The following is a 21953-nucleotide window of genomic DNA, read 5'->3' as shown; positions in this document are numbered from 1 at the left end:
TTATCGGTGAAAGTCACTGTGTTCACAGTGACCAATTCTGCTGCGCCGCAGAATTTATCGACCGGTCGATGCGCCGGTTCCTACCGCGCGAACGTCATGGCCTATCGAAGAGATCAGGCCGAGACGGCACGGGCAATATCTACCCGAGCGGCGTCAGGAGAATCGATGCAATCGAGGAAGAACGACACCGACGGATTGGTTTCATCCGCCCGCCACACCGCGTACAAATCAAGCGTCGGCACCGGGTCGAACAGTTTCACCGCCACCGAGTTGCTACCCGGCGCACCCATGCCCATCGATATCGCCCTCGGCAACGACGCGAAACCCACCAGCGGCCGCACCGAGACCATGTGCGCGGTCGCGCCGGGATCGTCGGCGGTCTGGGCCACCGCGAGGGTGATCCTGGAATCCGCGGCGGCGCGGAACAACGAGTCGTACATGGCCGGACACTGTTCACGAGCGAACAGCACGCAATCCTGGCCGTCCAATTCGGCGAACGGCACCCCGGGACGATCCGCCCACCGATGCCGTCGACCCACCACCGCGACCAACGGAACCCGGTGCAGCAGACGCCGATACCGGAAGTCCGGGGTGCTCGGGTGGCCGTAGACGAGTGCGAGGTCCAAGGACCCGTCGCGTAACGCCGCCAACTGCGGGCCGGTGCGCTTCTCGAACAGCGAGACCCCGATGTCCGGGTGCTGTTCGGTCATCCTGGCCAACGCCTCGGGCAATACGTGCCTGCTCGCGGGCAGGTTGTAGCCGACGCTGAGTGTTCCTGCCCGCCCCTCGGCCGTCGCCTTGGCGGCCTCGGCGGCGCGGTCCATCTGCGCCACGATGATCCTGGCCTGGCTCTCGAACTCCCGACCGGCGGGCGTGAGCTTGACCTCGTGTGAGTTGCGTGCGACCAGTTGCACGCCGAGCGACTTCTCCAACTTCTGCAGTTGGGCACTGAGACTGGGTTGCGTGAGATGCAAGCGCTGCGCTGCGCGGCCGAAATGCAGTTCTTCGGCAATCGTGATGAACGAGACGAGATGTCGGAACTCCATGCCGCAGGCTCCTTTTTCCGCGTAACCAGAAGGCTAATCGCGTCAGATAACCAAGGATGAACCGCAACAGGACGGCGGCTACCGGGACCATGGCGGGCGGGTGAACTCGGCGGCGAAAACCACTGTGGTCCACCGCATCGCACGTCGTGACCTCTCAGTTTCCCGCACGACGAGCAGAACGGCAACTCGCGCAGCCGTTCTCATCACCTGTCTGCCGCGGCGCGGCGCGTTTCGCCGAACTTTACGCAGCCTGCACACCGTGGACCGCGCACTGTGATCGGATAGGACAACCGCTGGCGCGGTGACCACCCACCGGTCGGTGTGCCGCGGTACGCAAGAGGAAAGGAAACCGTCATGTCCCTCGCCGAACTGCGCGGCCAGCTACTTCGCCGCAAGCCGATCGAGCAGGTGGACGAGGAGTCCACCGACCACCAGCTCGCCCGTTCGCTCGGCCTGTGGCAGCTGACCGCGATCGGCGTCGGCGGCATCATCGGCGCGGGCATTTTCACCCTGGCCGGTTCGGTGGCGCACTCGGTCACCGGGCCTTCGGTGCTGCTGTCGTTCCTGATCGCCGGGGTGGCCAGCGCCGCGGCCGCGCTGTGCTACGCGGAATTCGCGGGCATGGTGCCCAAGGCGGGCTCGGCCTACACCTACGGTTACGTCTCGCTGGGTGAGCTCGCCGGGTGGTTCATCGGCTGGGACCTGCTGCTGGAGTATGTGGCGGTGGCCGCCGTCGTCGCGATCGGCGTCTCCGGATATTTCCGATTCCTGCTCGAGCAGGTGGAACTCACACCGCCGGACTGGATGATGGGCGCCGCGGGCACCGGAGACGGCCATGTGGTGGATGTCTTCGCGATGCTGTTCTGCCTCGGCACCGCGTGGTTGCTCTCGCGTGGCATCCGCAGCGTCGGCCGGTTCGAGACCGTCGCCGTCGGGATCAAGGTCGCGCTGGTGGTGCTCATCGTGGCGCTCGGGGTTTTTCACATCGACAGTGCCAATTACACCCCCTACTTCCCGTTCGGTTCCGGCGCGGTGTGGACCGGTGCGGCGACGGTGTTCTTCGCCGTGTTCGGCTACGACGCGATGAGCACCGCCGCCGAGGAATCCACCGACGGCAAGAAGCACCTCCCCAAGGCGATCCTGTATTCGCTGGCCATCGCGATGGTGCTGTATGTACTGGCGACCCTGGTGCTCACCGGTATGCAGAAATACACCGAGATCAGCCCGACCAGCGGTTTCTCCACCGCTTTCGAGTCGGTGGGCCTGCCTGGTGTCGCGAACATCATCGCGATCGGCGCGATCGTCGGCATCGTCACGGTGGTACTCACCTTCATGCTCGGCGTGACGCGCGTCTGGTTCGCGATGAGCCGCGACGGTCTGTTGCCGCAATGGTTCGCCAAGACCCACCCGGTGCGGAAGGTGCCGACGCGGGTGACCTGGATTGTCGGCATCGGGTCTGCGTTGATGGCGGGTTTCCTCGACATCACCGTGGTCGCCGAACTCACCAATATCGGCATTCTGATGGCCTTCATCGTGGTCTCGGTCGCGGTGATTGTGCAGCGTCGCACCCGCCCGGACGCGCCGCGTGAGTTCCGACTGCCGCTCATGCCGGTGGTTCCGCTGATCGGTATCGGCTTCTCGCTGTATCTGATCTGGTCGCTGCCGTGGGAGACGTGGGTGCGGTTTCTGGTGTGGTTGGCCGTCGGGCTCGCGGTGTACTTCGGCTACTCGCGCTCACATTCGCTCTTGCAACGCGAAAACACCAGCACCGCATAGGTTTTCGGGCACTTCACGGGCCCGAGGTAGCGTCGGGTCAGCCGGGACTCGAGAGGAAAACGCATGGATCTGCACGACGTCACCTCGGCGGGACTCCTACGCCAACGCGACCTGCTGAGCCGCGGCGAGATCTCCGCCACCGAACTCACTGCCGCCACCCTCGACGGCATCGAACGCGCCGCCGACCTCGGCGCCTTCACCGAGGTGCTGCGCGAGGCCGCCCGTACCGAGGCCACCGATCGTGACGCGGTGCCCGAGGTGGATCGTGGTCCGCTGCACGGCATTCCGATCGCGATCAAGGACGAGATCGATGTGGCGGGCACCGTCACCGGTTTCGGTACCCGCGCCAACAGCACGCCCGTCGCCGCCGACGCGGAGGTGGTGCGCCGCCTGCGCGCCGCGGGCGCGATCATCGTCGGCAAGACCACCATGCCGGAATTCGGGCAGTGGCCGTTCACCGAATCCAGCACCTACGGCGCCGCGCGCAACCCGTGGGACCGCACCCGCGGCACCGGCGGTTCCAGTGGCGGTTCGGCAGCGGCGGTGGCCGCCGGACTGGTCCCGGTGGCCATCGGCGGCGACGGCGGCGGATCCATTCGTATCCCCGCCGCCTGCTGCGGGCTGTTCGGACTGAAACCGCAGCGCGGACGCGTCTCCCACCACCCGCACCCGCACCTGTGGTTCGCGCTCGGCACCCTCGGCCCCCTCACCCGAGGTGTCCTCGAATCCGCGATCGTCTACGACGTCATCCGTGGCAATGTCGCCACCGACCGATTCCGCGCCGCCGACTCGATCGTGTCCTTCGAGCACGCCGCGCGCACACCCGACACCGGCCTTCGCATCGGCTACAGCACGAAACCGGCTGTGCCACTGTTGAAACCGGATCGCGAACAGGTGCGGGCCGTTCTCACCACCGTGCGACTTCTCACCGACCTCGGGCACACGGTGTTCGAAGTCGACCCTGCCTACCCCCAGGTGCTGCCCGCCTTCACGCCGCAACTCGCCGCGGGAGTCCGCGCCGAAGCCGCCCTCGTCGAGCGCCCCGGCGCACTGGAACGCCGGACGAGACAGCACATCCGCATCGGCGCGTTCGCCCGAAAATCAGTGGTGGAGTGGGCGATCGCGCACGGCGAGAAGCTCGCATGCAAATCCGAGCAGCTGTTCACCCACTGCGACCTCCTGCTCACCCCCACCACTGCCACCCGCCCACCGCGCCTCGGCGCCCTGGACGGCGTCGGCGCATTCCGCGCACAACTGCGCTCGCTGCCCATGGTCGCCTACACCGCACCGTGGAACGTCACAGGCAACCCCGCGGCATCCCTACCCGCCGGAATCGGCGACGACGGCCTACCACTCGCCGTCCAACTCGTAGCCCCGGCAAACGATGAACCCACAATCCTCTCCGTAGCCGCACAACTCGAGCAGGCCCGGCCACACCCACGTCCACCTCGCTGAGTCGACGCAAGATCACCAGCACAACCCGGCGCCACAGACACGCAAAGACCCACGCATGGTCCTGCTGATCATGTGGGCACCCTTTGCCTGGCTTATGAGGGAACTCACGCGGCGTGTTCGCTGACGGTTCGTTAGGATACGACTTGTGTCTAAGATGTATTCATCGGCTGAGAACGCCTATCGCGAGGTCAAGGAGCGGATACTGAGCGGCGCGTTGTCCGGCGGTGAGCTGATCAGCGAGGGCGAGGTCGCGGCCGACTTGGGGACCTCACGGACGCCGGTGCGTGAGGCTTTTCTGCGGCTGGAGACCGAAGGGTGGATGAAGCTCTACCCGAAGCGGGGCGCGCTCGTCGTGCCGATCCCCGCCGACGAAGCCGAGCATGTCGCCTACGCCCGCTACGTCGTCGAAGCCGCGGCGGTGCGTGCACTGGCCAACGCCGACCGGACGACGCTGGCCGCGATGCTCATGTCGTCGCTCGAACGGCAGCGCACGCTCGCGGCCGAAGGCGACCTCGATCGACTCGCCGACGAGGACACCGATTTCCACCGCTCCTATGTCATCGCCGCGGGCAATCCGCTGCTCGCGGGGTTCTATGATTCGCTGCGCGAACGGCAGCGCAGGATGAACAGTGTGGCGTTTCATCGCGGTCCGATGGACGTGGATTTGATCATCGACCAGCACGTGCACCTGGCCACCCTGATCACCGACGGCGACGGCGACGGCTTCGCCACCGCATTGGTCGAGCACCTCGCCGGCGTGCACCGACTACGCCTCACGGGCCTGTGATGGCCACCCTCACCGCTACCGCGCACAGTACGGTCACCGTCACCAAGCGGTGGTGGGGTGTCGCGGCCGCCATGTTCGCGATCGCCTGGGGCGGAAACGAATTCACGCCACTGCTGGTGATGTACAAGAACAACGGGCTCAGCGTCACCACGGTGAATTTCCTGCTGTTCGCCTACGTGCTCGGCATCGTGCCCGCGCTACTCATCGGCGGGCCACTGTCGGATCGATACGGCCGTGCCGTTCTACTTCGCCCCGCTCCCCTGATCAGCGCGGCCGGGTCGCTGCTCATCGCGTTCGGCTCCGCCTCGGTGACGGTGATGTCGATCGGGCGGGTGCTGTGCGGGATCGCGCTCGGCCTGGCGATGGCGGTCGGCAGCAGTTGGCTCAAGGAGCTCGCGGCCGATCGGCCGTCCGGTACCGGCGCGCGCCGGTCGGCGATGAGTCTCACCGGCGGCTTCGCCGCCGGCGCGGGGTGTGCGGGCGTGCTCGCCCAGTGGGCGCCGCTGCCGGACACCTTGCCGTTCTTGATCAGCGTCGCCCTGTGCCTGGTCGCGACGGCGTGGGTGACGCGCGCACCGGAAACCGTGCCACGCAACGCGACCCCCGGCCGACTCGTCGACGACATCAAGGTTCCCGCAGCGGGGCATCGCCGCTTCGTGCGCATCGCGCTGCCCATCGCACTCTGGTTGTTCTCCTCCGCGGCAACGGCGTACGCCATCATGCCGACCCTCATGGCCGGACGGATCCATTCGACCCCGATCGCCTTCTCCGCACTCGTCGGCGTGCTGACCCTCGGCTGCGGTTTCGCCATCCAATCGGTCGCACGCCGCATCGATCGGCCCGGCACCGCCCGTACGGCCGCCCTCTCGCTGACGTTGACCACCGTGGGCATGGTCATCGCCGCGTGGTCGTCGGCGACACTGACGCTCTGGTCGACCCTGGCCACGGCCTTGGTGCTCGGCGCGGGCTACGGCATCGGTTTGGTCGCCGGACTCCAGGAGATCGAACGCATCGCCTTACCCACCGATCTCGCGGGGCTCACCGCCGTCTTCTATTCGGTGAGTTACCTCGGCTTCGGCGCGCCCGCCCTGTTGTCGTTGCTGCACCAGGTCACCGGCGCGAGCTACCCGACGATGTTCGGCATCGGCGCCGGCATCGCGGCCTGCTGCCTGGCGGTAGTGCTGCGCGACTACCGAATTCGCACCCCCTGAGTCGGCCGCGAATCCGTGCCGGGTCACCGACCGCTCTCAGCAACCTCCGCCAACCGATCCACTGACGCCAACAGCCGGTCCGAGGTGGTCGCGCGCGCCTTCGGGAACCGATTCTCGTCGGTCAACTTCGACCAGTCGTAGGTGTGGGTGACCCGGCTACGTCCCGGCCCCAACGCCTCGACCTCCCACCGCCACAAATGCCCGAGCACGTCACCACCCTGCTCGGCGGGCAACCAGGCGATCAACCGCCCCTCCTCGAACTCGACCACGTGATTGTCGCGGATACCACCCTGGGTAATGCGCATACCGAACACGTCCCCAACCTCGCGAACCCGCTGCCCCGCAACCACTTCCACGAGGTTTTCGTTACCGTCCCACCGTGGCTGCTGATGGGGATCCGCGATCAGTTCGAAGACCACCCCCGCCTCCGCGGCAATCTCCCGCCCAGCACTGACAACCCGCACGTCCTCGTCACTCTCGCTCATCCCCCGATAAAACCACCCATGCCAACCACAGCAGCACCCAGCCCACAAACACTGTATTTTTGGCGGCTGGCGCCGCGGGGTTCGCGGCCCTGCCAGTTTCGCTGCCGCGAACCTTACCGTGCCCGTCTCGCTTCGCTCGGAACAATTGTTTCGGCGGCTCGGGAGGATGGCTGGGTTTGGTGGGCGAGTGGGGGTCGCCGCGGGCGCGTGAGTTCATCCCACTCCCATCGAATCCAACACTCACACCCCCGCGGTCCCGAAGGCGTGCAGCAGCCACCCAGCGCCTCCGCTCGAGACGCGTGTGCCTCGAGACCACCAGGCCATCTCGGTCCGGATCCCACGCCGGGGCTGCCGCTGAGTCCTGGTGATCTCGACGTCCTATGCCGGTGTAATGCGGGTTGGTAGGGACTCCAATCCGCGGATTACTACGTTCGGCTTGTAGGGGGGCGTATCGGTGAGAACTTCTATTCCGCGGGTCTTGCGGATCAGCGCGTCGAGCAGGATTTCCATCTCCAGCAATGCCAGCGGCGCACCGAGGCAGTAGTGGATGCCGAGGCTGAAGCCGAGGTGCCGTTTGGCGGGGTTCTTGGGGTCCGAGTAGCGCGCCACGTCGACGCGTTCGGGGTCGGTGAAGACCTCGGGGTCGCGGTTGGCCGAATTGATCAGCACCACAACGCCGTCGCCCTTCGCGAAGTCGTGGCCCGCGACGGTGATCGGCTGGGTCGCGGCACGCGTGGTGACCTGTACCGAAGGCTCGAGCCGCAGCAGCTCGTCGGGGGCGTAGGCGGTGAGCTCCGGCCGTGCGCGCAACGCGGCGATCTGGTCCTGGTTACGCATGAGCTGCAACATGCCGGTGCCGATGAGGTTGGCGGTGGTCTCGTGGCCAGCGACGAAGGTGGTGATGCAGGTGGCGAGCAATTCCTGCTCGCTCAGCACGTCGCCACGGTCCTCGACCTGCGAAAGTACGCTGAGCAGATCGTCTTTCGGATCGCGACGGCGCTCGTTGAGCAGTTCACGGAAGTAGCCCATGAAACCACGTGAGGCGGCACTGCGGGCGGTGAGCGCCTCGGGCGGCAGGGTGTAGTCGTGGTCGAAACCGCGCGCGAGATCCTGCGCCCACTGGTGCACCTGCCCGTAGGCTTCGCGGGGCACGCCGATGAGTTCGCAGGCGATGATCAGCGGCAGCGGATAGGCGATGTATTCGATGAGGTCGAATTCCCCTGCGGCCACGGCCTTGTCGACGAGTTGCTCGGTGAGCTCCTCGATACGCGGACGCAGCCGGGTCACCATCCTCGGGGTGAAGCCCTTGGTGACGAGGTTGCGCAGCCGGGTGTGGTCCGGCGGCTCCATCCACAGGAACGAGGTCGGCAGTTCCTCGGGGGCGTTCTCCGGCGACACCGTGGGATGCATCATCCCGGCCTCTTCGGAATGACTCCACGCGGTGGTGGACAGCACGGCCGCGCAGTCTTCGTAGCGGGTGAGCACGGGGAACCCGAGCGGGGTCTGATGCACCCGTCCCGCCTCGCGCAGCACCCTGGCCGGCGTGTAGGGGTCCGGGCGGCCCTCAGGCCCGAGTAGTTGCGCGAGCGCTGTCTGAATGGCGGAATCTGGTTCCGCCACAGCGGTATTCGTGGACGTTGTGTCCATAACCGGTGTTCCTTCCTGTGGTTCGAGGTTGCTCAGAGGTCGGTGTGGCTGGCTGGCTGACCTTCGGTTCGGGCAGGTTGGTACGCAAGGGGGTTCACGGGACTCGCGGGTTCACGGGAGATTTCATCGGCGGCGTGCGCACCGGGGTCAGCCTCGTGCGCACCGGGGTCAGCCTCGTGCGCGGCAGGGTCAGCCTCGTGCGCGGCAGGGCCAGCACCGTGCGCGGCAGGGTCAGCCTCGTGCGCGGCAGGGCCAGCACCGTGCACAACGACACCAGCTTCATCCACCGCAAGACCAGCCCCGTACGCGTCGAGGCCAGCCCGTGCGACAACACCGACACCAACCTCACCTGCAAGGTCAGCTCCCTGCGCGACAACGCCGACCTCACCCATGACAGAACCGGCCGCACCCGTGACACAGCCAGCCTCGTCTGCGACAGAGTCGTCGAGCGAACCGTCGCGGCGAGGAACGTCGGCCGAGAACGGTCCGGCCTGTGCCGCGCCGGTGGGGTGAGCTGCTGCCACCGAGACTGCCGCAGGTCCGCTGACATCGCCGGTGGATACTACGGCGGAAGTACTGCCGCGCATCAGGATTCGCCAGGCGGTCGACGGTGCCAGCAATGCTGCCGGGGGGTCGACGAGGTTGGCTACGCGCAGAAACGCGCGTGCCACCGAAGGGTGGTAGTGTGCGGCACGCTGGGCGCGTGCGACGTACCGGTTGGTGAGTCTGGTTCGAAGGTCACGTGGTCCGACGACGGCGGGATTGGCCAGGTCCGAGCCCGTCGACAGTCGCCACGCGACGTCGATGACGGGCGCGACGGCCGAGTAGAACCGCTCGGGCAGGTCTCCGGTGTCCCCCGCGCGCAGGCAGGACCGCAGCACGAGTGTCTGCTGTGCGGCGACCGTCATCCCCTGCGCGTACAGCGGGTTGAAGTGGCACAACGCGTCGCCGATGGCCAGAAATCCTTGCGGCACGGTGGGCAGTCGGTCGAACCGCCGCCACACCGGGGAACGGAAGCGATGCGGCACCGCGGCACCCAACGGTGTTGCCGTGCTGATGATCTCGTGGATATCGCGCGAGCTGATGGTCTCGGCGAAGGCGGCGAAACCGTCCTTATCCGTCGGCGGATGGTCGCCGAGCATCCCGGCGAGCGTTACCTGCCAGCGCCCGCCCTCCACGAGCACCGCGCCACCGCCGCGACCGTTCGGACCGGTGGAGATGATCACCGACGAATGTCCGTCCAAGTGTTCGGGCCGGTGCTCGTAGAGCCGCGACGCGTAGCCCAGGTCGACGTCCAACCGCTCTTCGGGCGCGGCGAGTGCCCCGAGCTCGGCGAGCCATTGCGTCACGCGTGACCCTCTCCCGGTCGCGTCGACGACGAGATCGGCAGTGAGCGTGTATGTTTCGTCGCCCGCACGGACGGCGACGCCACGAACCCGGTGCGAATCACCGACCAGCCCAGCCGCCGTACCCACAGCCCACCGCACCTGCGGAAGATCTGTAGTCCGTTGCCGCAGCACAGATTCCAGCAGCGGCCTGCTCGCGATCACCGACGTGAGTCCGGTCGCGGTGGGCGCGGCACGCAGGCCGCCGATATACCAGCGAGTGCCCACCAGTGCTTCCACGGTCGTCGCACCGTGTTCGGACATCTCGGCGGTGAAACCGGGAAACAACTGCTCGATGCTGGTGCGGCCGCGGTCGAGCAGCCCATGCAGATGACGCCCCTGCGGCACCCCCCTGCGCGCGTCGTCGCCGAGGGTGTCGCGTTCGATGACGGTGACCCGGCCGAAATGTTCGGTAAGCACCCGTGCCGCAAGCAATCCCGCGATCCCCGCACCGAGCACAACGGCATGCCGAGCGTTGCTCACCTCGAGGTTCCTCGTCCGAGAACCGCGCCGCCCGCAGCGCCGAAAAGCGCAACGACGAAAAGCCGAGCGCCGAAACTCTGCGCGTTCCTCGACGCCGACGACAATGTCACGGTCCGTCGTAGTTTCCGGAATTGGTCGCCATACACCGGCAACTCCTGGGTCGAAATCGGCAAGAGCGGAAAATATTCAGCGATGCGATCGGCACCGCGGCAAGAGCTGATTCGTGATCCATGGTGGGGCGCCGTGGCGACCGGTTGCGACGGCGATCGCGCGCTTCTATCGCGCCATAGTCGGAATACTTTATCGCCCAACACGATGGGGCGATCGCTCCTTTTTATCGCACATCGCAATTCACAGTCAGTTCAGTGGCGCGTCATCGGGCGCTGTTGTCGTTACGAGCATGAATTCCGTGGATTCGCCCGACACGCTGCACGAACGGATGGCCGCGACGGCGCACGCGTTTCCCGAGCAGACGGCGACGTTCTGGTCGGTGTCGGAGACAGTGACCTACGCCGACCTGCACGAGCGCTCCCAACTCGCCGCCGCCGCGTTGGTGCGCCGCGGTCTGCGCCGCGGCGAGCCGGTCGGCATCCTGTGCCCCAACGCACCGGAGTTCCTGATCGGCCTGTTCGGCGTGCTCGCCGCTGGCGGTGCCGCCGCCCCGTTGCCACTGCCGACGGGTGCGCGACAGCTGGCGGAGTACGCAACCCGGCTCGCGGCGATCGTCGCGGCGGCGGGCATGCGCACGGTCGTGGTGTCGCCGCGCTTCGTCGACCTGGTGGGCATGCTCGGTGCCGCCGTCGAGGTCGAGTTGGTCGACATCGATACCCTGCTGGTCGCCGAGCACCCCGAAACACCGTTGCCCGTCGTCGGTTCGGGTGACCAAGCAATCGTGCAATTCACCTCGGGTAGTACCGCGACACCGAAGGGTGTGCGACTCACCCACGCGAACGTGCTCGGTGGTCTCGGCGCCATCCGTTCCGGCATCGCGCTCGATCTTTCCGATCGTGGCGGATTCTGGTTGCCGTTGTTTCACGATATGGGTTTGTTCGGCACCCTCTCGGCAATCCTGCGTGGAATTCCCGCGCATATCTGGTCACCGCTCGCGTTCGTCAAAGATCCGCAGCGATGGTTGACCGAATTCGCCCGTGCGGAAATCACTATCACGGCGATGCCGAATTTCGGATATGAGGCATTATTGGCGGCGATACCGCCTGCGGACGTGGCCGCGCTCGATCTTCGACACTGGCGAATCGCGTTCAACGGCGCCGAACCCATCTCGCACGCGGTGGTCACCGCTTTCCTGGATCGGTTCGCGCCCGCCGGTTTCGCCGCATCGACGATGTTCGGCGTCTACGGCATGGCCGAGGCGACGCTCGCGGTCGCGTTCCCGCCACTGGGTCGGGCGCCGTTGTTCGAGTGGGTCGATCGGCGCCAGCTGTCCAATGACGCTCACGCACAACCGGTTCACGCCGATGCGCCCGGTGCGCGGGCCGTCGCCGGTGTCGGCGCGCCGGTGCGCGAGCTGAGTCTGCGCATCCTCGACCCGGACACCGGGCTCGAGGTCTCCGACGGTCTCGTCGGCGAAATCGTCATCCGAGGCACCTCGGTGACCGACGGCTACCTCACCGCCGACCCCGCCTCGGTCGCCGACTTGTTCGTCGACGGCTGGTTGCGCACCGGCGATCTCGGCTATCTGCGCGCGGGCGAACTGTTCGTCACCGGCCGCCGCAAGGACATGATCACGGTGCGTGGCGAGAACTTCTACGCCCAGGACGTGGAGGCCGCGGTGCGCGGGCTCCACGGTATCCACAAGGGCCGCTGTACCGCCGCGATGGATCCCGACGGTGCCGAGGTGATCGCCCTCATCGCCGAGACCGAGGCGACCGGGGCCGCCGCCGACGAGCTCGCCGCACGAATCAAACGCGCCGTGCTCAGCGCATTGGGATTGGCCGCGATCGAGGTGTATCCGGTTGCGCCGCGCACTATTCCGCACACGAGCAGCGGCAAGCTGCGCCGCCTGGCGGCCAGGGAGCTGATCCAGCGCCTCGACCACCGGGACGTGGGACCGAGGGAGCCCGCCGCATGACCGCGAGCCACGCGCACCTCACCCGAACATCGGGGTCGTCTCGGCCACCCATGAGTCCGACGAGTTGTGGTTCGCCGAGTTTCGGAGGTCGTCCTGGACCCAACCCGCGTCGAACCGCTACCGGCGAGCTCGCCGTACGAATCAAGCGCCGCCGCGCGCAGCACACTGGGATCGACCGCGATCGAGGTGTATCCAGTTGCGCCGCGCACGAGCAGCGGCAAGCCGCGCCGCCAGGCGGCCGGGGAACTCATCCAGCGCCTCGACCGGCCCCGTCCGCCCCGGTGCTGTGCGCCCTCCGAGGCGGCCCGGCGCCCACCGCCGAACTGGTTGCGCCGGTGACGCTTCGCGTGCAGGAGCCCCGACGCGGTACTCACGCGATCACCGCGACGGCGCCTGGGCTCCCATCGCTCGGACACTCCGCCCACCACAACACTGTCTGCCCCGCAGAGCCTTTCGACCCCGACCGAACTGGAGACCACGGTGCACAGCTATGAAGTATTCCGCCACTACGAGCGCCTGCACTGGCGACTGGCGGATCTGGCATTCGACGATGTCGATATCGACCTCGTCCGACCCGAGTACGTGACATTGGCCAAGAGCGCCACCATGGGCGAGTCCAATGTGATCGCCGCGGTACACGGCTTCATGAACGAATTCGTCGACGACTACGACTTCTCCACCTTCGCGGTGGTGTGGGGCTATCAGGAAGTGCAGCACCACTACGCGTTTCGCGCCTGGCTCAACGCGGTCGGTGAACAGGTCGACGACCGTGCCGTCGACGCGATGCGCGAACCGTACGCGCCGGGCAGCACCCCTTCGGCGACCCTGGCCACCAACATCATCTCCGAACTCACCGTCAACCACATCTACCGCGCCGTGGCCGGTTGGGTGCGCGAACCGGTCCTGAAGGGCTTGCTGCTCAACGCCAGTCGCGACGAGGCCGGCCACGCCCGCGAGTTCATCCACTACGCCACCAAGCGCCTGGCGGCGCGACCGGAGGAACTGCCTTCGGTGCTGGAGACCCTGTACGTCTACAGCTCCGAGGCCAAGATCAAGCACCCGGTGAGCACATTCAAGGCGGGCATCAGCGAACTCGGCGACCACGAGACCATCGACACGGGATTCGAACTGTTCCTCGAACAGGTCGCCGCCGAGGGCGAACTGGAGGTGCTGCACGACAAGGTGCGGCGCACCTTCGCGAACATCACCGGCTTGGACCTGTCCAGTAATGCCAGGGTGCGCCGCGCGCTGGCCGACGCGATCGCCTGACATGGTCGCTGAGCCGAATTCCGGTGCGCCGGTGCGGGTGCCGTGGTCGGTGATCCCGGATTACCACTGCTTCGGCTGTTCCCCACACAATCGCTCCGGGCTGCGCCTGACCTTCACCCGCGAGGGCGCCGCGTTGCAGGCCCGCTTCACACTCGGCCGCGAGTTCGAGTCCTATCCCGGCGTGGTGCACGGCGGATTGATCGGCGTGGTCTGCGACGAGGTGATGGGCAACCTCATCGTCCTCGACCGGCACTTCCCCGCCTTCACCGTCACCCAGCGCACCCGGTTCATCGCGCCGTTGCGGATCGACACCGAATACCGCTGTGTGGCAACACTGTCCGACGACCCCACGCGCGCCGCGATCCAGGCGCGCGCGGAGATCCTGGCCGCCGACGACACCGTGTGCGCCACCTCGACGGCGGCCTACCAACGTTTCGCGCTCGAGGACGTGCGCGATCGACTCACCCTCGACGACGACCACATCGCCCTGCTCAGCCACGCGCTGGCCACCGGCGCGGACCACACATCGAACGGAGTTCACCCATGACCACCGCCACCACCGATCAGATCCTCGACACCGTCACCGAGATCGCCGCCACCGAGACCGGCATCGCCCGCGCCGACCTGCGCCCCGACGTCGACCTGCGCGGCATGGCCGGTGTCGACTCGGTCCGAGTGCTGCGCATGGTCGCGAAGATCGAACGCGCCTTCGACATCGAAATGGAGGACGAGGACGTGTTCGGCCTCGCCACCCTCGACGACGTGGTCGCGGTCGTCGACCGTGCGCTGCGCGAGGCGGCGGCGTGACCGTCACCGCCGACACCAACCAGCACTACGACCTCGATCCCGAACTGTTCGGCGAGTTCCTCGACCCGCTGCGCAAGTACAGTTCGGCGCTGTATCACGCCGATACCGACACCCTCGAGCAGGCGCAACGGCAGAAGCTGCGTTTCGTCGCCGACCGGTTGGCCGTGCGCGGCGGCGAGCGACTGCTCGATATCGGCTGCGGATGGGGTTCGCTGGTGGTGTTCATGGCCGAGGAATTCGGTTGCACCACACTGGGGGTCAGTCCCGCACCACGTCAGCACGAATACATCGCGCTGCGCGCGGCGACAGCAGGGGTGGCCGACCTGGTGCGCACCGAAGTCGGACACTTCGAGCACATGACACTGCCCGAACGCCACTTCGACGCGGTGACCATGCTCGGCTCGATCGTGCACATGCCCGATCCTGTCGCGGTCCTGCGCCGCGCCCGCGCCGCGCTGCGCCGTGGTGGGCACCTGTATCTTTCGGAGAGCTGCTTCCGAAACGCCGCCGCGCGCACCGCGTTCGACGCCAACGACGGCACCGAGTTCGTGCGCGAGGATATCTTCGGATGGGGTGATCTGCGTCCGCTGTCGGAGTTGGTCGCCGCCGCCGAGGACGCGGGGTTCTCGATAATCGCGGTCGATGACCTCACCGAGCATTACCGCCGCACCATCGAGGACTGGATCGGCAATGTCGACGCGGCGGCCGAGCGGATCGACACCCACGGCACCGGCATGGCCGACAAGCTGCGCCACTACCTGGAGGTCGCCAACGCCGGATGGGGTTACACCACCAAGCATTACGCGTTGACCTGCCGCAGGGCCAGGTAGGCGCCGACGATGGACATCGAAGCACAGATCCTGCCCGTCGAGGAACTCGTCGGCGCCGTCGACGGATTCCTCGCCGCCTCGCCCGCGGCGCGCGCGTGGGACGTCGAGACAGCGTTCGACTGGTCACGCGCAGATGCCGATCGGCTCACCGAGGGGCAGCGTTCCGCCGTGCGGTTCGTGACCCTCATCGAAGATCACCTGCCCGGCTATTTCGAGGTGTATCACCGGTATTTTCCGGTGGACGACACCGTGGACCGTGCCACCTTCGTGCACAACCGCGAGCTGTATCACTTCACCGTGCGCTGGGCGTGGGAGGAGGACACCCACGCCCGCGCACTCAGCCGCTATCAGGACGCCTCCGGAATCGCCGAACGTGACCGGCTGCGTGCCGAATTGGCGGTGGAGGGGCAGAAACCGTTCGACCTGCCCTACGACCACCCCGTGCAGTTCTTCGCCTACGCCCTCGTGCAGGAGAAGGCGACCCAAATGTACTACCAGCACCTGCGCGACGTGGTGGACGAGCCGGTGCTGGCCGGGCTGCTTACCCGCATGGCCAAGGACGAGGCACGCCACTTCAGCTTCATGGCCGATGTGGTGGGGCGTTACCTGCGAGTGAGCGGTGACGCGGCGGTGGAACCGATCCGCGACGTCATCGCGAACTTCCGAATGCCGTTGTCCGACACCATGCGCGGGTACTGGCGCTGGGCGCTGCGGATCGCCGATGTGGCTTCCTACGATCACACCGAGGCCTACGAGCACCTGATCAAGGTGCTCGATCGTGCGGTGGACGCCCGAACGGATCGACACGACGAACTCGTGCGCTTCGTCCAGGAATGCCGCACCATGGCCTGAATGAACGTCGAACACGACGGCCCCGACGCCGAAACCTGCTCGGCGCCGGGGCCTTCGGCGATGGTCATGACTGCGGCGCGAGCACCAGGATCGTGGTGGAGCTGTGCGCGACCAGCTTGCCGTTCGCGTCGACCACGCGCGCTTGCGCGGTCGCGGTGCGCCTGCCGACATGCACCGCACTCGCCTCGCAGGTCAGGCGCGAGCCGTCGACGGCAACCGAGCGGATGAAGTTCACCGACAGCTCCAATGTCGTATACGCCACGCCGTCACCGAGTTTCGTGAACACCGCGCTGCCCATCGCCGTGTCCATCAGCGTCGCGATCACCCCGCCGTGCACGGTGAACATGGCGTTGATGGTCGCCGGGTTCGGGTCGAGGTGGTAGCGGGTGTAGCCCTCCCCCGCGGTTTCCAGGCGAATACCCAGCGAAGCGCCGACGCCGAGGTTTTCGTTGAGGCCGTGCTGAAAGATCGTGGTGAGCTCCTCGACCCTTTTCGCGACCGTGGGGTCCGCGCTCCGGTCGGTGGTCTGGCCGTTGGCATGCGTATCGGTACTGGTCATGGCTGTTCCTCCCTGGCGAACGTTGCCAGGCCATTCGACCAGTGCCCGGTGAACCGCGAGCGACACCCGAGCGTTGCATTTCCAGCTTCGATCGCTCGATCGGCAGCCGCGCTCACCTCACCGGTAGTCGCGGCGACTTCGGAAAGGTCACCGGCAATGCGGCGAGCGCGCGATGGAAAGGGCCAGGGCGCCACGACATCTGCGCCAGCGGCTCGGCCAGCGACATCTCCGGCAGGGCGTCGAGAAGGTGATCGATCGCCTCCCGCGCCACCACGTACGCCACCGACCGTGCCGGGCAGGAATGCTGGCCCGCACCCCACGACAGGTGCGCGCGATTACCGTTGCGGTCGGTGCCGCCCAGCGCCGGATCATGGTTGCAGCCAGCGAGACTCACCAGAATCGGCTCGTGCGCGGGCAACCACTGGTTGTCGATCAGGATGGGTTGTTTGGGGTAGGTGGTGCAGAAGTTCGCGACCGGAGGGTCATTGAACAGCACCTCCTCGATCGCCTCCTGCGTCGAGAGCGCGCCGCCGAGGATCCCGCCGGAACGCTCATCGGTGAGCATTGCCAGCAGGGTGTTGTTGATCAGGTTCTGTTGCGGCTCGATGCTGGCGCCGTAAAGGCACACCAGCTGCGACATCATCTCCTCGTCGGTGAATCCCGCACCGTGCTGCACCATTCGCGAGGTCACATCGTCGCCGGGGTCGTCGCGGCGCAGTTGGATCAACTCCAGCAGCGCCGTGACCAACATTTCCATTCCCTTGGCCGCCTCCGCGGTATCGAACAGCAGGGCGGTGCCGGTCGCGACGCGCTGGCCGAGCTCGCGCGGACACCCGAGCACGTGGTTGACCACATCGAAAACCAGCGGAAAGGTGTACTGCCCGATCAGCTCCGCCGAGCCGTTCTCGCAGAAGTTGTTGATCAGCGGTATCGCGAGCTGCTCGACCATGGATTGCAGTTTGTACAGATCGATGCCGTCGATACTGGCGACGTAAGCCTGCCGATACCGCTGGTGCTCGTCACCGTCGCTGCGCAGCGCGTTCGGATACCACTGCATCAGCGGCAGAATCGGCGAATCACCCGGCACCTTGTGCTGCCAGCCGCGCGGATCGACGGGAAAGTGCTCGGGGTCGTTGAGGATTCGTAGCGCCTCGCGGTGGCCGAGCACCAAGGTAGCCGGTACGCCTGGCGCCAGCTCGATGCGTGCCAGCGGACCGAACTGCGCGCGCATCCGCGCGTACACACCGTGCGGGTCGGCCGCGAATTCCTCTGAATACAAGGAAACCCGAGGACTCTCGGTATCGACCGGCGAGATATCCGGAACAGGACTGACGGCGACCACCGTCTGGTCGTCGTTGCCCGATGAGTGCTGGGGCGTGATCACAGACGTAACTCCATACGATGGCACGGGAAATAGTGGCTGGCCCAAGGGGTATCGGGTCCGCTCGGGACACAGCGTACGACCGAAAGGTCGCGATTGTGGGCGTTTTCCGACACCGAAGCAGCAGTCTGATCGTTACTCGGCGCGACGCGGCACGCCACGACCGGTGTCACCGCGACGATCGAGGATGCTCGTTGCCCGAGATTCACAGGGGCAGCACCGGTCGTAGCGATCGGACACCAGCGCGGCGTGACCGGCCGCGCCACACGAACCAACCGGTGTCGGTGAGACATGCTCACCGACACCGGGATTCATTGCTTCTTCGGTTTTGCAGCGCTGTCTTCGTCGCGCTGTCTTCGTAGCGCTGTTCCGTCGACCAACAGTCCGCGAGTCACACGCGGGCCTCCACGCGATGGAACAGGAACTCCACGAGGGTGATCAGCGAACGCAGACAGGTCTGGCGGTCACGGGCGTCCAACGCGGTCAACGGAGTACCCGGCTCCAGGTCCAAGGCGTCACGCACCTCGTCGAGCGGAAACGCCCGCGCGCCCTCGAACTGGTTGACCGCCACCGAGTACGGCACGCCGCGCTCCTCCAGCACCGAAAGCACCTCGTCGGACTTCTCGATGCGCCGGGTGTCGACCAACACCAGCGCGCCGAGCGCGCCGCGGGCCAACTCCTCCCACAGCGGAACGAACCGCTGTTGACCCGGCGTACCGAACAGGTACAACGCCAGCTCGGGGTTGAGGGTGATACGACCGAAGTCCATCGCGACCGTGGTCTGCTTCTTACCTGGCAACCCCATCATGTCGTCGACGCCGACGCTGGCCTCGGTGATGGTTTCCTCGGTACGCAGCGGTTTGATCTCGGAGATGCTGCTGACGAAGGTGGTCTTACCGACGCCGAAATTGCCTGCCACCAAGAGCTTTACCGAGCGGGTGACCGTTTCCGGCACATACTCGACAACACGGTCAGACGGCGAGAGCGCGGAGCCCATTCAGTACCTCCTCGAGCAGGGCGATCTCCGGCATCGACTCAGCCGGGGTAGGTGTAACCAGGAGCCCGCTGTCGAGCAGGTCGGCCGCGAGGATCTTCACGACCGATACCGGCAGGTCGAGGTAGGCCGCGATCTCCGCGATCGACAATCCGCCTCGGCGACTGCACAAACTCATGACCCGCAGGCTGTCCGGTGAGGCACCGGGTAACGGGTCCTTCGCGACCAGTACCAACGTGACCAAGTCCAGCTCGCGACTGGCCTTGGTGCGTCCCCCCGTGCGCACATACGCACGGACCAGGTCGGGATCACGCCGGTGTCTGCTCATCGCCACACGCCTCTCGGATCGGTCCCGCGTTGTAACCCCGCCGTATCGCCCAGCGGCGCAGTGTCTTCGACCCGCACGCTGCGCTCGATCATGGGGCTTCGCTGCCGTCCTGGCGCCGGCGCGGCTGGCTACCCATCTCGTGCCCGACGCGCCCCGCCAGCTCGTTCATCCGGTGCGCGATCAAGCCGACGTCGATCTCCGGGGTGGTCGCCACACCGAGCAACGCGCCCTCACCGGCCGCGGTGATGAAGATCATGCCCTGGTCGTACTCGGTCATGTTCTGCCGCACGCCGTTACCGACGCCACCACAGAATTCACCGAGTGCCTTGCCCAGCGAACGCAGCCCGGAGGCCGCGGCCGAGAAGCGTTCGGCTTCATCACGATTGATCCCTCGGGAGTGCGCGATACGCAGGCCGTCCTCGGAAAGCAGGACCGCGAATCGCACGCCGGGCACACTGAGATCCTCGAGTAGCCAGCCGAGCTTGTTCGCACTGTCTGTCGCGGGTATCGCCATCAGGAGTTCACCCCTTCGGAGTCATCGTCAGGTGAGGCCGCGCGGCCACTCTTGGAGCCGCTCTGCCATGCCGCTGCGACATCCGGGCGCGCCAAGCCTGGCTCGGTGCGTGGCCCGACCGGGGCTAGGGAAACGTTCCTGCGGCGGCGCTTCGGTAAACCACCGCTGGTGATCTCGTGCACGGCAAACGACGATTCTGGCTCGTCCGCATCGTCTGAGGCGAACGAATCCTGTTGCTGTTGTTCATTACTCGGCTCGTCGCGCCGTTGCTGCTCCACCGGCGACGCGGCGGCCGACGGCATGGCGGGCGCCGCGATCGAGGCGGGCGCTTGCGCGGGAACCGGAGCGGGCGACTGGATCGCCGCCGGTGCGGTCGGGTGTTCGGCGGGCGCATCGTTCACCGGTGCGGCCTCCTGGAGACTCTTCGGGTCGACCAGCAGCGCTTCCGGGATGTAGACCATCGCGCGCATGCCGCCGTAGACATTCGGGCCATCGATGTAAACGGTGAATCCGTAGCGTCGGGCCAATGCCGCGACACCGGGAAAACCGACCTTGGGTGACGGGCCGAGCTGGTGGATATCCACCGAGCGCTCGTGCGCGAGCACCTGGCGAGCCTCCTCCATCTGCTCGGAGTTCATCCGCACACCGGCGTCGTCGATGATCACGGTGACGCCGTGGTGACCCTCCTGAAAGCTCACGTCGACGTAGGACGTCGGCGGCGAGTAACGCAACGCGTTGTCCAACAGCGTCGCCAGCGCGTGCACGAGTGGCTCCACCGCACGGCTGAGCACCACCCGGTCGAGCTGGTTGGCGCGCACCCGCAGGTAGTCGCGGACACGACCGGTCGCGCCACCGACGACATCGGTGAGCGTCTGCGCCGGCCACCTGCGGCCGGGCAGACCGCCACACACGATCACGTAGGACTGCGCCTGGCGGATCATCTGCTGCACGGTGTGATCGATATTGGTGAGCGTCTCGTAGACCTCGTCGTCGCGATGCTTGCGCAGCGCGGCACTGACCGCCTGGCTCACATCGGCGCCGAGGCTCACCACGGAGGTGCCGAACGAGCGGACGGCGGCGCTGGTCGCCTGGCGTGCCGCGGCCGTCACCTCGGTGCGCGCACCCTCGTCGGCGGACTGGATCGCCTGCTGGGCTTCGTGGTTGGCCTGATCTCTCGCCTCCGCGCGCAGCAGGCTGAGATCGTCGGCGTATCGCTCGCCGATCCAGCTCAGTCCCTGCGCCAGGCGGGTGCTCTCCATGCCTGCCGGCACTTCGATCGAGGGCACATGCGAGTCGTAGCGGCGGACCGCTTCGGTGATCGCGGGCAGCGTCGTCGCGGCGAAGTGCTCCAGCGCGTCATCGGCCGACCGCTGCTGCGCGGTCAACGCTTCTAGCCGTGATCGCTGCTGTTTCGACTGCTGCGCCACGTACCACGCCACCCCAATGGCAGCGATCAGTGCGGCGATGAGGATCCATATAAGCACCACGGCGGTATCTTGATTCATCGGTTCTTTCGTCGTTGACTGGCTCGAGGTTTGCGCGGCAACCCCAGCGCGTCACGGCCCGGCATCGAGGAATCGACCTGCTGCCATAGCGCTTCGTCTCACCTTCCTCGTCTCGACCGACCATGAGCGACCCGGTTCGGATCTAAGGGCACGTCTCTAAGGGCACGTCGAAGAACCGGAACCATCAAGGGCGAAGGTGCGTACCGTCACAAGACCCGAACCGCTTGAGGGACAGGCGATTACGTGCAATCGCCGCGCCGCCCGGATTGTATCCGAACAGCAACCAGAACCCGACTGTCGGAACATTAGCAGCAATGCCACGAAGTCTCTCCAGATCCACTGACACAATCGCGTTTTCCGCCGCGCCACCGAGGGTAGAGGACAGCTCGAGCGAGACCGAGCCGTAGCCATCGCAGCCATCGCGGACACCGGCGTGTCGTACGGCGTGTCTCAATGAGCCGAGCGATGGTGTGGCACTTCCCCTCTCGGGTCGACACCCGGTTCGGTGGGTTGACCAGCACGGGCGCCGCCTACCCACGGTCGTGAACGC

At 66.6% G+C, this 21953-nt stretch carries 20 protein-coding genes; 10 read left to right on the top strand and 10 right to left on the bottom strand.

Annotated elements, in window-relative coordinates:
* Positions 1–113: 113 nt before the first annotated feature.
* Positions 114–1046: a LysR family transcriptional regulator gene (locus tag ABEA50_RS22065; protein WP_345497553.1), complete on the bottom strand. Its 933-nt coding sequence runs from the start codon at positions 1044–1046 to the stop codon at positions 114–116.
* A 354-nt stretch (positions 1047–1400) separates the two neighbouring features.
* Here ABEA50_RS22065 and ABEA50_RS22060 point away from each other — a divergent pair, with 354 nt between their 5' ends.
* From ABEA50_RS22060 to ABEA50_RS22045, 4 genes are all read left to right on the top strand, one after another.
* Positions 1401–2822: an amino acid permease gene (locus ABEA50_RS22060; RefSeq protein WP_345497552.1), complete on the top strand. Its 1422-nt coding sequence runs from the start codon at positions 1401–1403 to the stop codon at positions 2820–2822.
* A gap of 63 nt (positions 2823–2885) precedes the next feature.
* Complete coding sequence (locus ABEA50_RS22055; RefSeq protein WP_345497551.1) at positions 2886–4277, top strand: amidase; 1392 nt, start codon at positions 2886–2888, stop codon at positions 4275–4277.
* Positions 4278–4431: 154 nt separating this feature from the next.
* Entirely contained in the window at positions 4432–5064 is a 633-nt protein-coding gene (locus ABEA50_RS22050; protein ID WP_345497713.1) for a GntR family transcriptional regulator, read from the top strand.
* Positions 5064–6275: an MFS transporter gene (locus ABEA50_RS22045; protein ID WP_345497550.1), complete on the top strand. Its 1212-nt coding sequence runs from the start codon at positions 5064–5066 to the stop codon at positions 6273–6275. Before ABEA50_RS22050 ends, ABEA50_RS22045 begins: the two co-directional genes overlap by 1 nt.
* A 23-nt stretch (positions 6276–6298) precedes the next feature.
* Here ABEA50_RS22045 and ABEA50_RS22040 read toward each other — a convergent pair whose 3' ends face one another.
* From ABEA50_RS22040 to ABEA50_RS22030, 3 genes are all read right to left on the bottom strand, one after another.
* Complete coding sequence (locus tag ABEA50_RS22040; protein WP_345497549.1) at positions 6299–6760, bottom strand: SRPBCC family protein; 462 nt, start codon at positions 6758–6760, stop codon at positions 6299–6301.
* A 378-nt stretch (positions 6761–7138) separates the two neighbouring features.
* A complete protein-coding gene (locus tag ABEA50_RS22035) occupies positions 7139–8407 on the bottom strand; it encodes a cytochrome P450 (RefSeq protein ID WP_345497548.1) in 1269 nt (422 codons plus the stop codon).
* Between the two features lie 32 nt (positions 8408–8439).
* On the bottom strand, positions 8440–10275 hold the full coding sequence (locus ABEA50_RS22030; RefSeq protein WP_345497547.1) for an FAD-dependent oxidoreductase: 1836 nt from the start codon (positions 10273–10275) through the stop codon (positions 8440–8442).
* 400 nt (positions 10276–10675) lie between these two features.
* Here ABEA50_RS22030 and ABEA50_RS22025 point away from each other — a divergent pair, with 400 nt between their 5' ends.
* The 6 genes from ABEA50_RS22025 to ABEA50_RS22000 all read left to right on the top strand — a co-directional run bounded on the left by ABEA50_RS22025 (position 10676) and on the right by ABEA50_RS22000 (position 16122).
* Positions 10676–12364 (top strand): AMP-binding protein, encoded by a 1689-nt coding sequence (locus ABEA50_RS22025; protein WP_345497546.1) that lies wholly within the window; start codon positions 10676–10678, stop codon positions 12362–12364.
* Between the two features lie 480 nt (positions 12365–12844).
* Complete coding sequence (locus tag ABEA50_RS22020) at positions 12845–13633, top strand: ferritin-like domain-containing protein (protein WP_345497545.1); 789 nt, start codon at positions 12845–12847, stop codon at positions 13631–13633.
* Between the two features lies 1 nt (position 13634).
* Positions 13635–14180, top strand: a complete 546-nt coding sequence (locus ABEA50_RS22015; RefSeq protein ID WP_345497544.1) for a PaaI family thioesterase — start codon at positions 13635–13637, stop codon at positions 14178–14180.
* Entirely contained in the window at positions 14177–14440 is a 264-nt protein-coding gene (locus ABEA50_RS22010) for an acyl carrier protein (protein WP_345497543.1), read from the top strand. The genes ABEA50_RS22015 and ABEA50_RS22010 overlap by 4 nt, the downstream gene beginning before the upstream one ends.
* Positions 14437–15270, top strand: a complete 834-nt coding sequence (locus ABEA50_RS22005) for an SAM-dependent methyltransferase (RefSeq protein WP_345497542.1) — start codon at positions 14437–14439, stop codon at positions 15268–15270. Before ABEA50_RS22010 ends, ABEA50_RS22005 begins: the two co-directional genes overlap by 4 nt.
* Before the next feature lie 9 nt (positions 15271–15279).
* The gene (locus tag ABEA50_RS22000; protein ID WP_345497541.1) at positions 15280–16122 is read left to right on the top strand and encodes an acyl-ACP desaturase; all 843 of its coding nucleotides are present in this window, start codon (positions 15280–15282) and stop codon (positions 16120–16122) included.
* A 64-nt stretch (positions 16123–16186) separates the two neighbouring features.
* Here ABEA50_RS22000 and ABEA50_RS21995 read toward each other — a convergent pair whose 3' ends face one another.
* From ABEA50_RS21995 to ABEA50_RS21970, 6 genes are all read right to left on the bottom strand, one after another.
* Positions 16187–16681 (bottom strand): PaaI family thioesterase, encoded by a 495-nt coding sequence (locus ABEA50_RS21995; RefSeq protein WP_345497539.1) that lies wholly within the window; start codon positions 16679–16681, stop codon positions 16187–16189.
* A 112-nt stretch (positions 16682–16793) separates the two neighbouring features.
* The gene (locus ABEA50_RS21990; protein ID WP_425577685.1) at positions 16794–18065 is read right to left on the bottom strand and encodes a cytochrome P450 family protein; all 1272 of its coding nucleotides are present in this window, start codon (positions 18063–18065) and stop codon (positions 16794–16796) included.
* A 388-nt stretch (positions 18066–18453) separates the two neighbouring features.
* On the bottom strand, positions 18454–19059 hold the full coding sequence (locus ABEA50_RS21985; protein WP_345497538.1) for a GTP-binding protein: 606 nt from the start codon (positions 19057–19059) through the stop codon (positions 18454–18456).
* A complete protein-coding gene (locus ABEA50_RS21980; RefSeq protein ID WP_345497536.1) occupies positions 19034–19384 on the bottom strand; it encodes a DUF742 domain-containing protein in 351 nt (116 codons plus the stop codon). Before ABEA50_RS21980 ends, ABEA50_RS21985 begins: the two co-directional genes overlap by 26 nt.
* A gap of 88 nt (positions 19385–19472) precedes the next feature.
* Positions 19473–19898, bottom strand: a complete 426-nt coding sequence (locus ABEA50_RS21975) for a roadblock/LC7 domain-containing protein (protein WP_345497534.1) — start codon at positions 19896–19898, stop codon at positions 19473–19475.
* Complete coding sequence (locus ABEA50_RS21970; protein ID WP_345497533.1) at positions 19898–21403, bottom strand: ATP-binding protein; 1506 nt, start codon at positions 21401–21403, stop codon at positions 19898–19900. The genes ABEA50_RS21975 and ABEA50_RS21970 overlap by 1 nt, the downstream gene beginning before the upstream one ends.
* Positions 21404–21953: the final 550 nt, after the last annotated feature.

Source organism: Nocardia callitridis (genome assembly GCF_039543305.1).
Classification (GTDB): domain Bacteria; phylum Actinomycetota; class Actinomycetes; order Mycobacteriales; family Mycobacteriaceae; genus Nocardia; species Nocardia callitridis.
This window is presented reverse-complemented; position numbering and strand designations above follow the sequence as displayed.

Coding starts and splice junctions, on each gene's coding strand:
- ABEA50_RS22050 (WP_345497713.1), top strand. CDS start 4,432: ATGTATTCATCGGCTGAGAACGCCTATCGCGAGGTCAAGGAGCGGATA.
- ABEA50_RS22040 (WP_345497549.1), bottom strand. CDS start 6,760: ATGAGCGAGAGTGACGAGGACGTGCGGGTTGTCAGTGCTGGGCGGGAG.
- ABEA50_RS21980 (WP_345497536.1), bottom strand. CDS start 19,384: ATGAGCAGACACCGGCGTGATCCCGACCTGGTCCGTGCGTATGTGCGC.
- ABEA50_RS22000 (WP_345497541.1), top strand. CDS start 15,280: ATGGACATCGAAGCACAGATCCTGCCCGTCGAGGAACTCGTCGGCGCC.
- ABEA50_RS22045 (WP_345497550.1), top strand. CDS start 5,064: ATGGCCACCCTCACCGCTACCGCGCACAGTACGGTCACCGTCACCAAG.
- ABEA50_RS21985 (WP_345497538.1), bottom strand. CDS start 19,059: ATGGGCTCCGCGCTCTCGCCGTCTGACCGTGTTGTCGAGTATGTGCCG.
- ABEA50_RS22010 (WP_345497543.1), top strand. CDS start 14,177: ATGACCACCGCCACCACCGATCAGATCCTCGACACCGTCACCGAGATC.
- ABEA50_RS22015 (WP_345497544.1), top strand. CDS start 13,635: ATGGTCGCTGAGCCGAATTCCGGTGCGCCGGTGCGGGTGCCGTGGTCG.
- ABEA50_RS22065 (WP_345497553.1), bottom strand. CDS start 1,046: ATGGAGTTCCGACATCTCGTCTCGTTCATCACGATTGCCGAAGAACTG.
- ABEA50_RS21995 (WP_345497539.1), bottom strand. CDS start 16,681: ATGACCAGTACCGATACGCATGCCAACGGCCAGACCACCGACCGGAGC.
- ABEA50_RS22035 (WP_345497548.1), bottom strand. CDS start 8,407: ATGGACACAACGTCCACGAATACCGCTGTGGCGGAACCAGATTCCGCC.
- ABEA50_RS22055 (WP_345497551.1), top strand. CDS start 2,886: ATGGATCTGCACGACGTCACCTCGGCGGGACTCCTACGCCAACGCGAC.
- ABEA50_RS22025 (WP_345497546.1), top strand. CDS start 10,676: ATGAATTCCGTGGATTCGCCCGACACGCTGCACGAACGGATGGCCGCG.
- ABEA50_RS21970 (WP_345497533.1), bottom strand. CDS start 21,403: ATGAATCAAGATACCGCCGTGGTGCTTATATGGATCCTCATCGCCGCA.
- ABEA50_RS21975 (WP_345497534.1), bottom strand. CDS start 19,898: ATGGCGATACCCGCGACAGACAGTGCGAACAAGCTCGGCTGGCTACTC.
- ABEA50_RS22060 (WP_345497552.1), top strand. CDS start 1,401: ATGTCCCTCGCCGAACTGCGCGGCCAGCTACTTCGCCGCAAGCCGATC.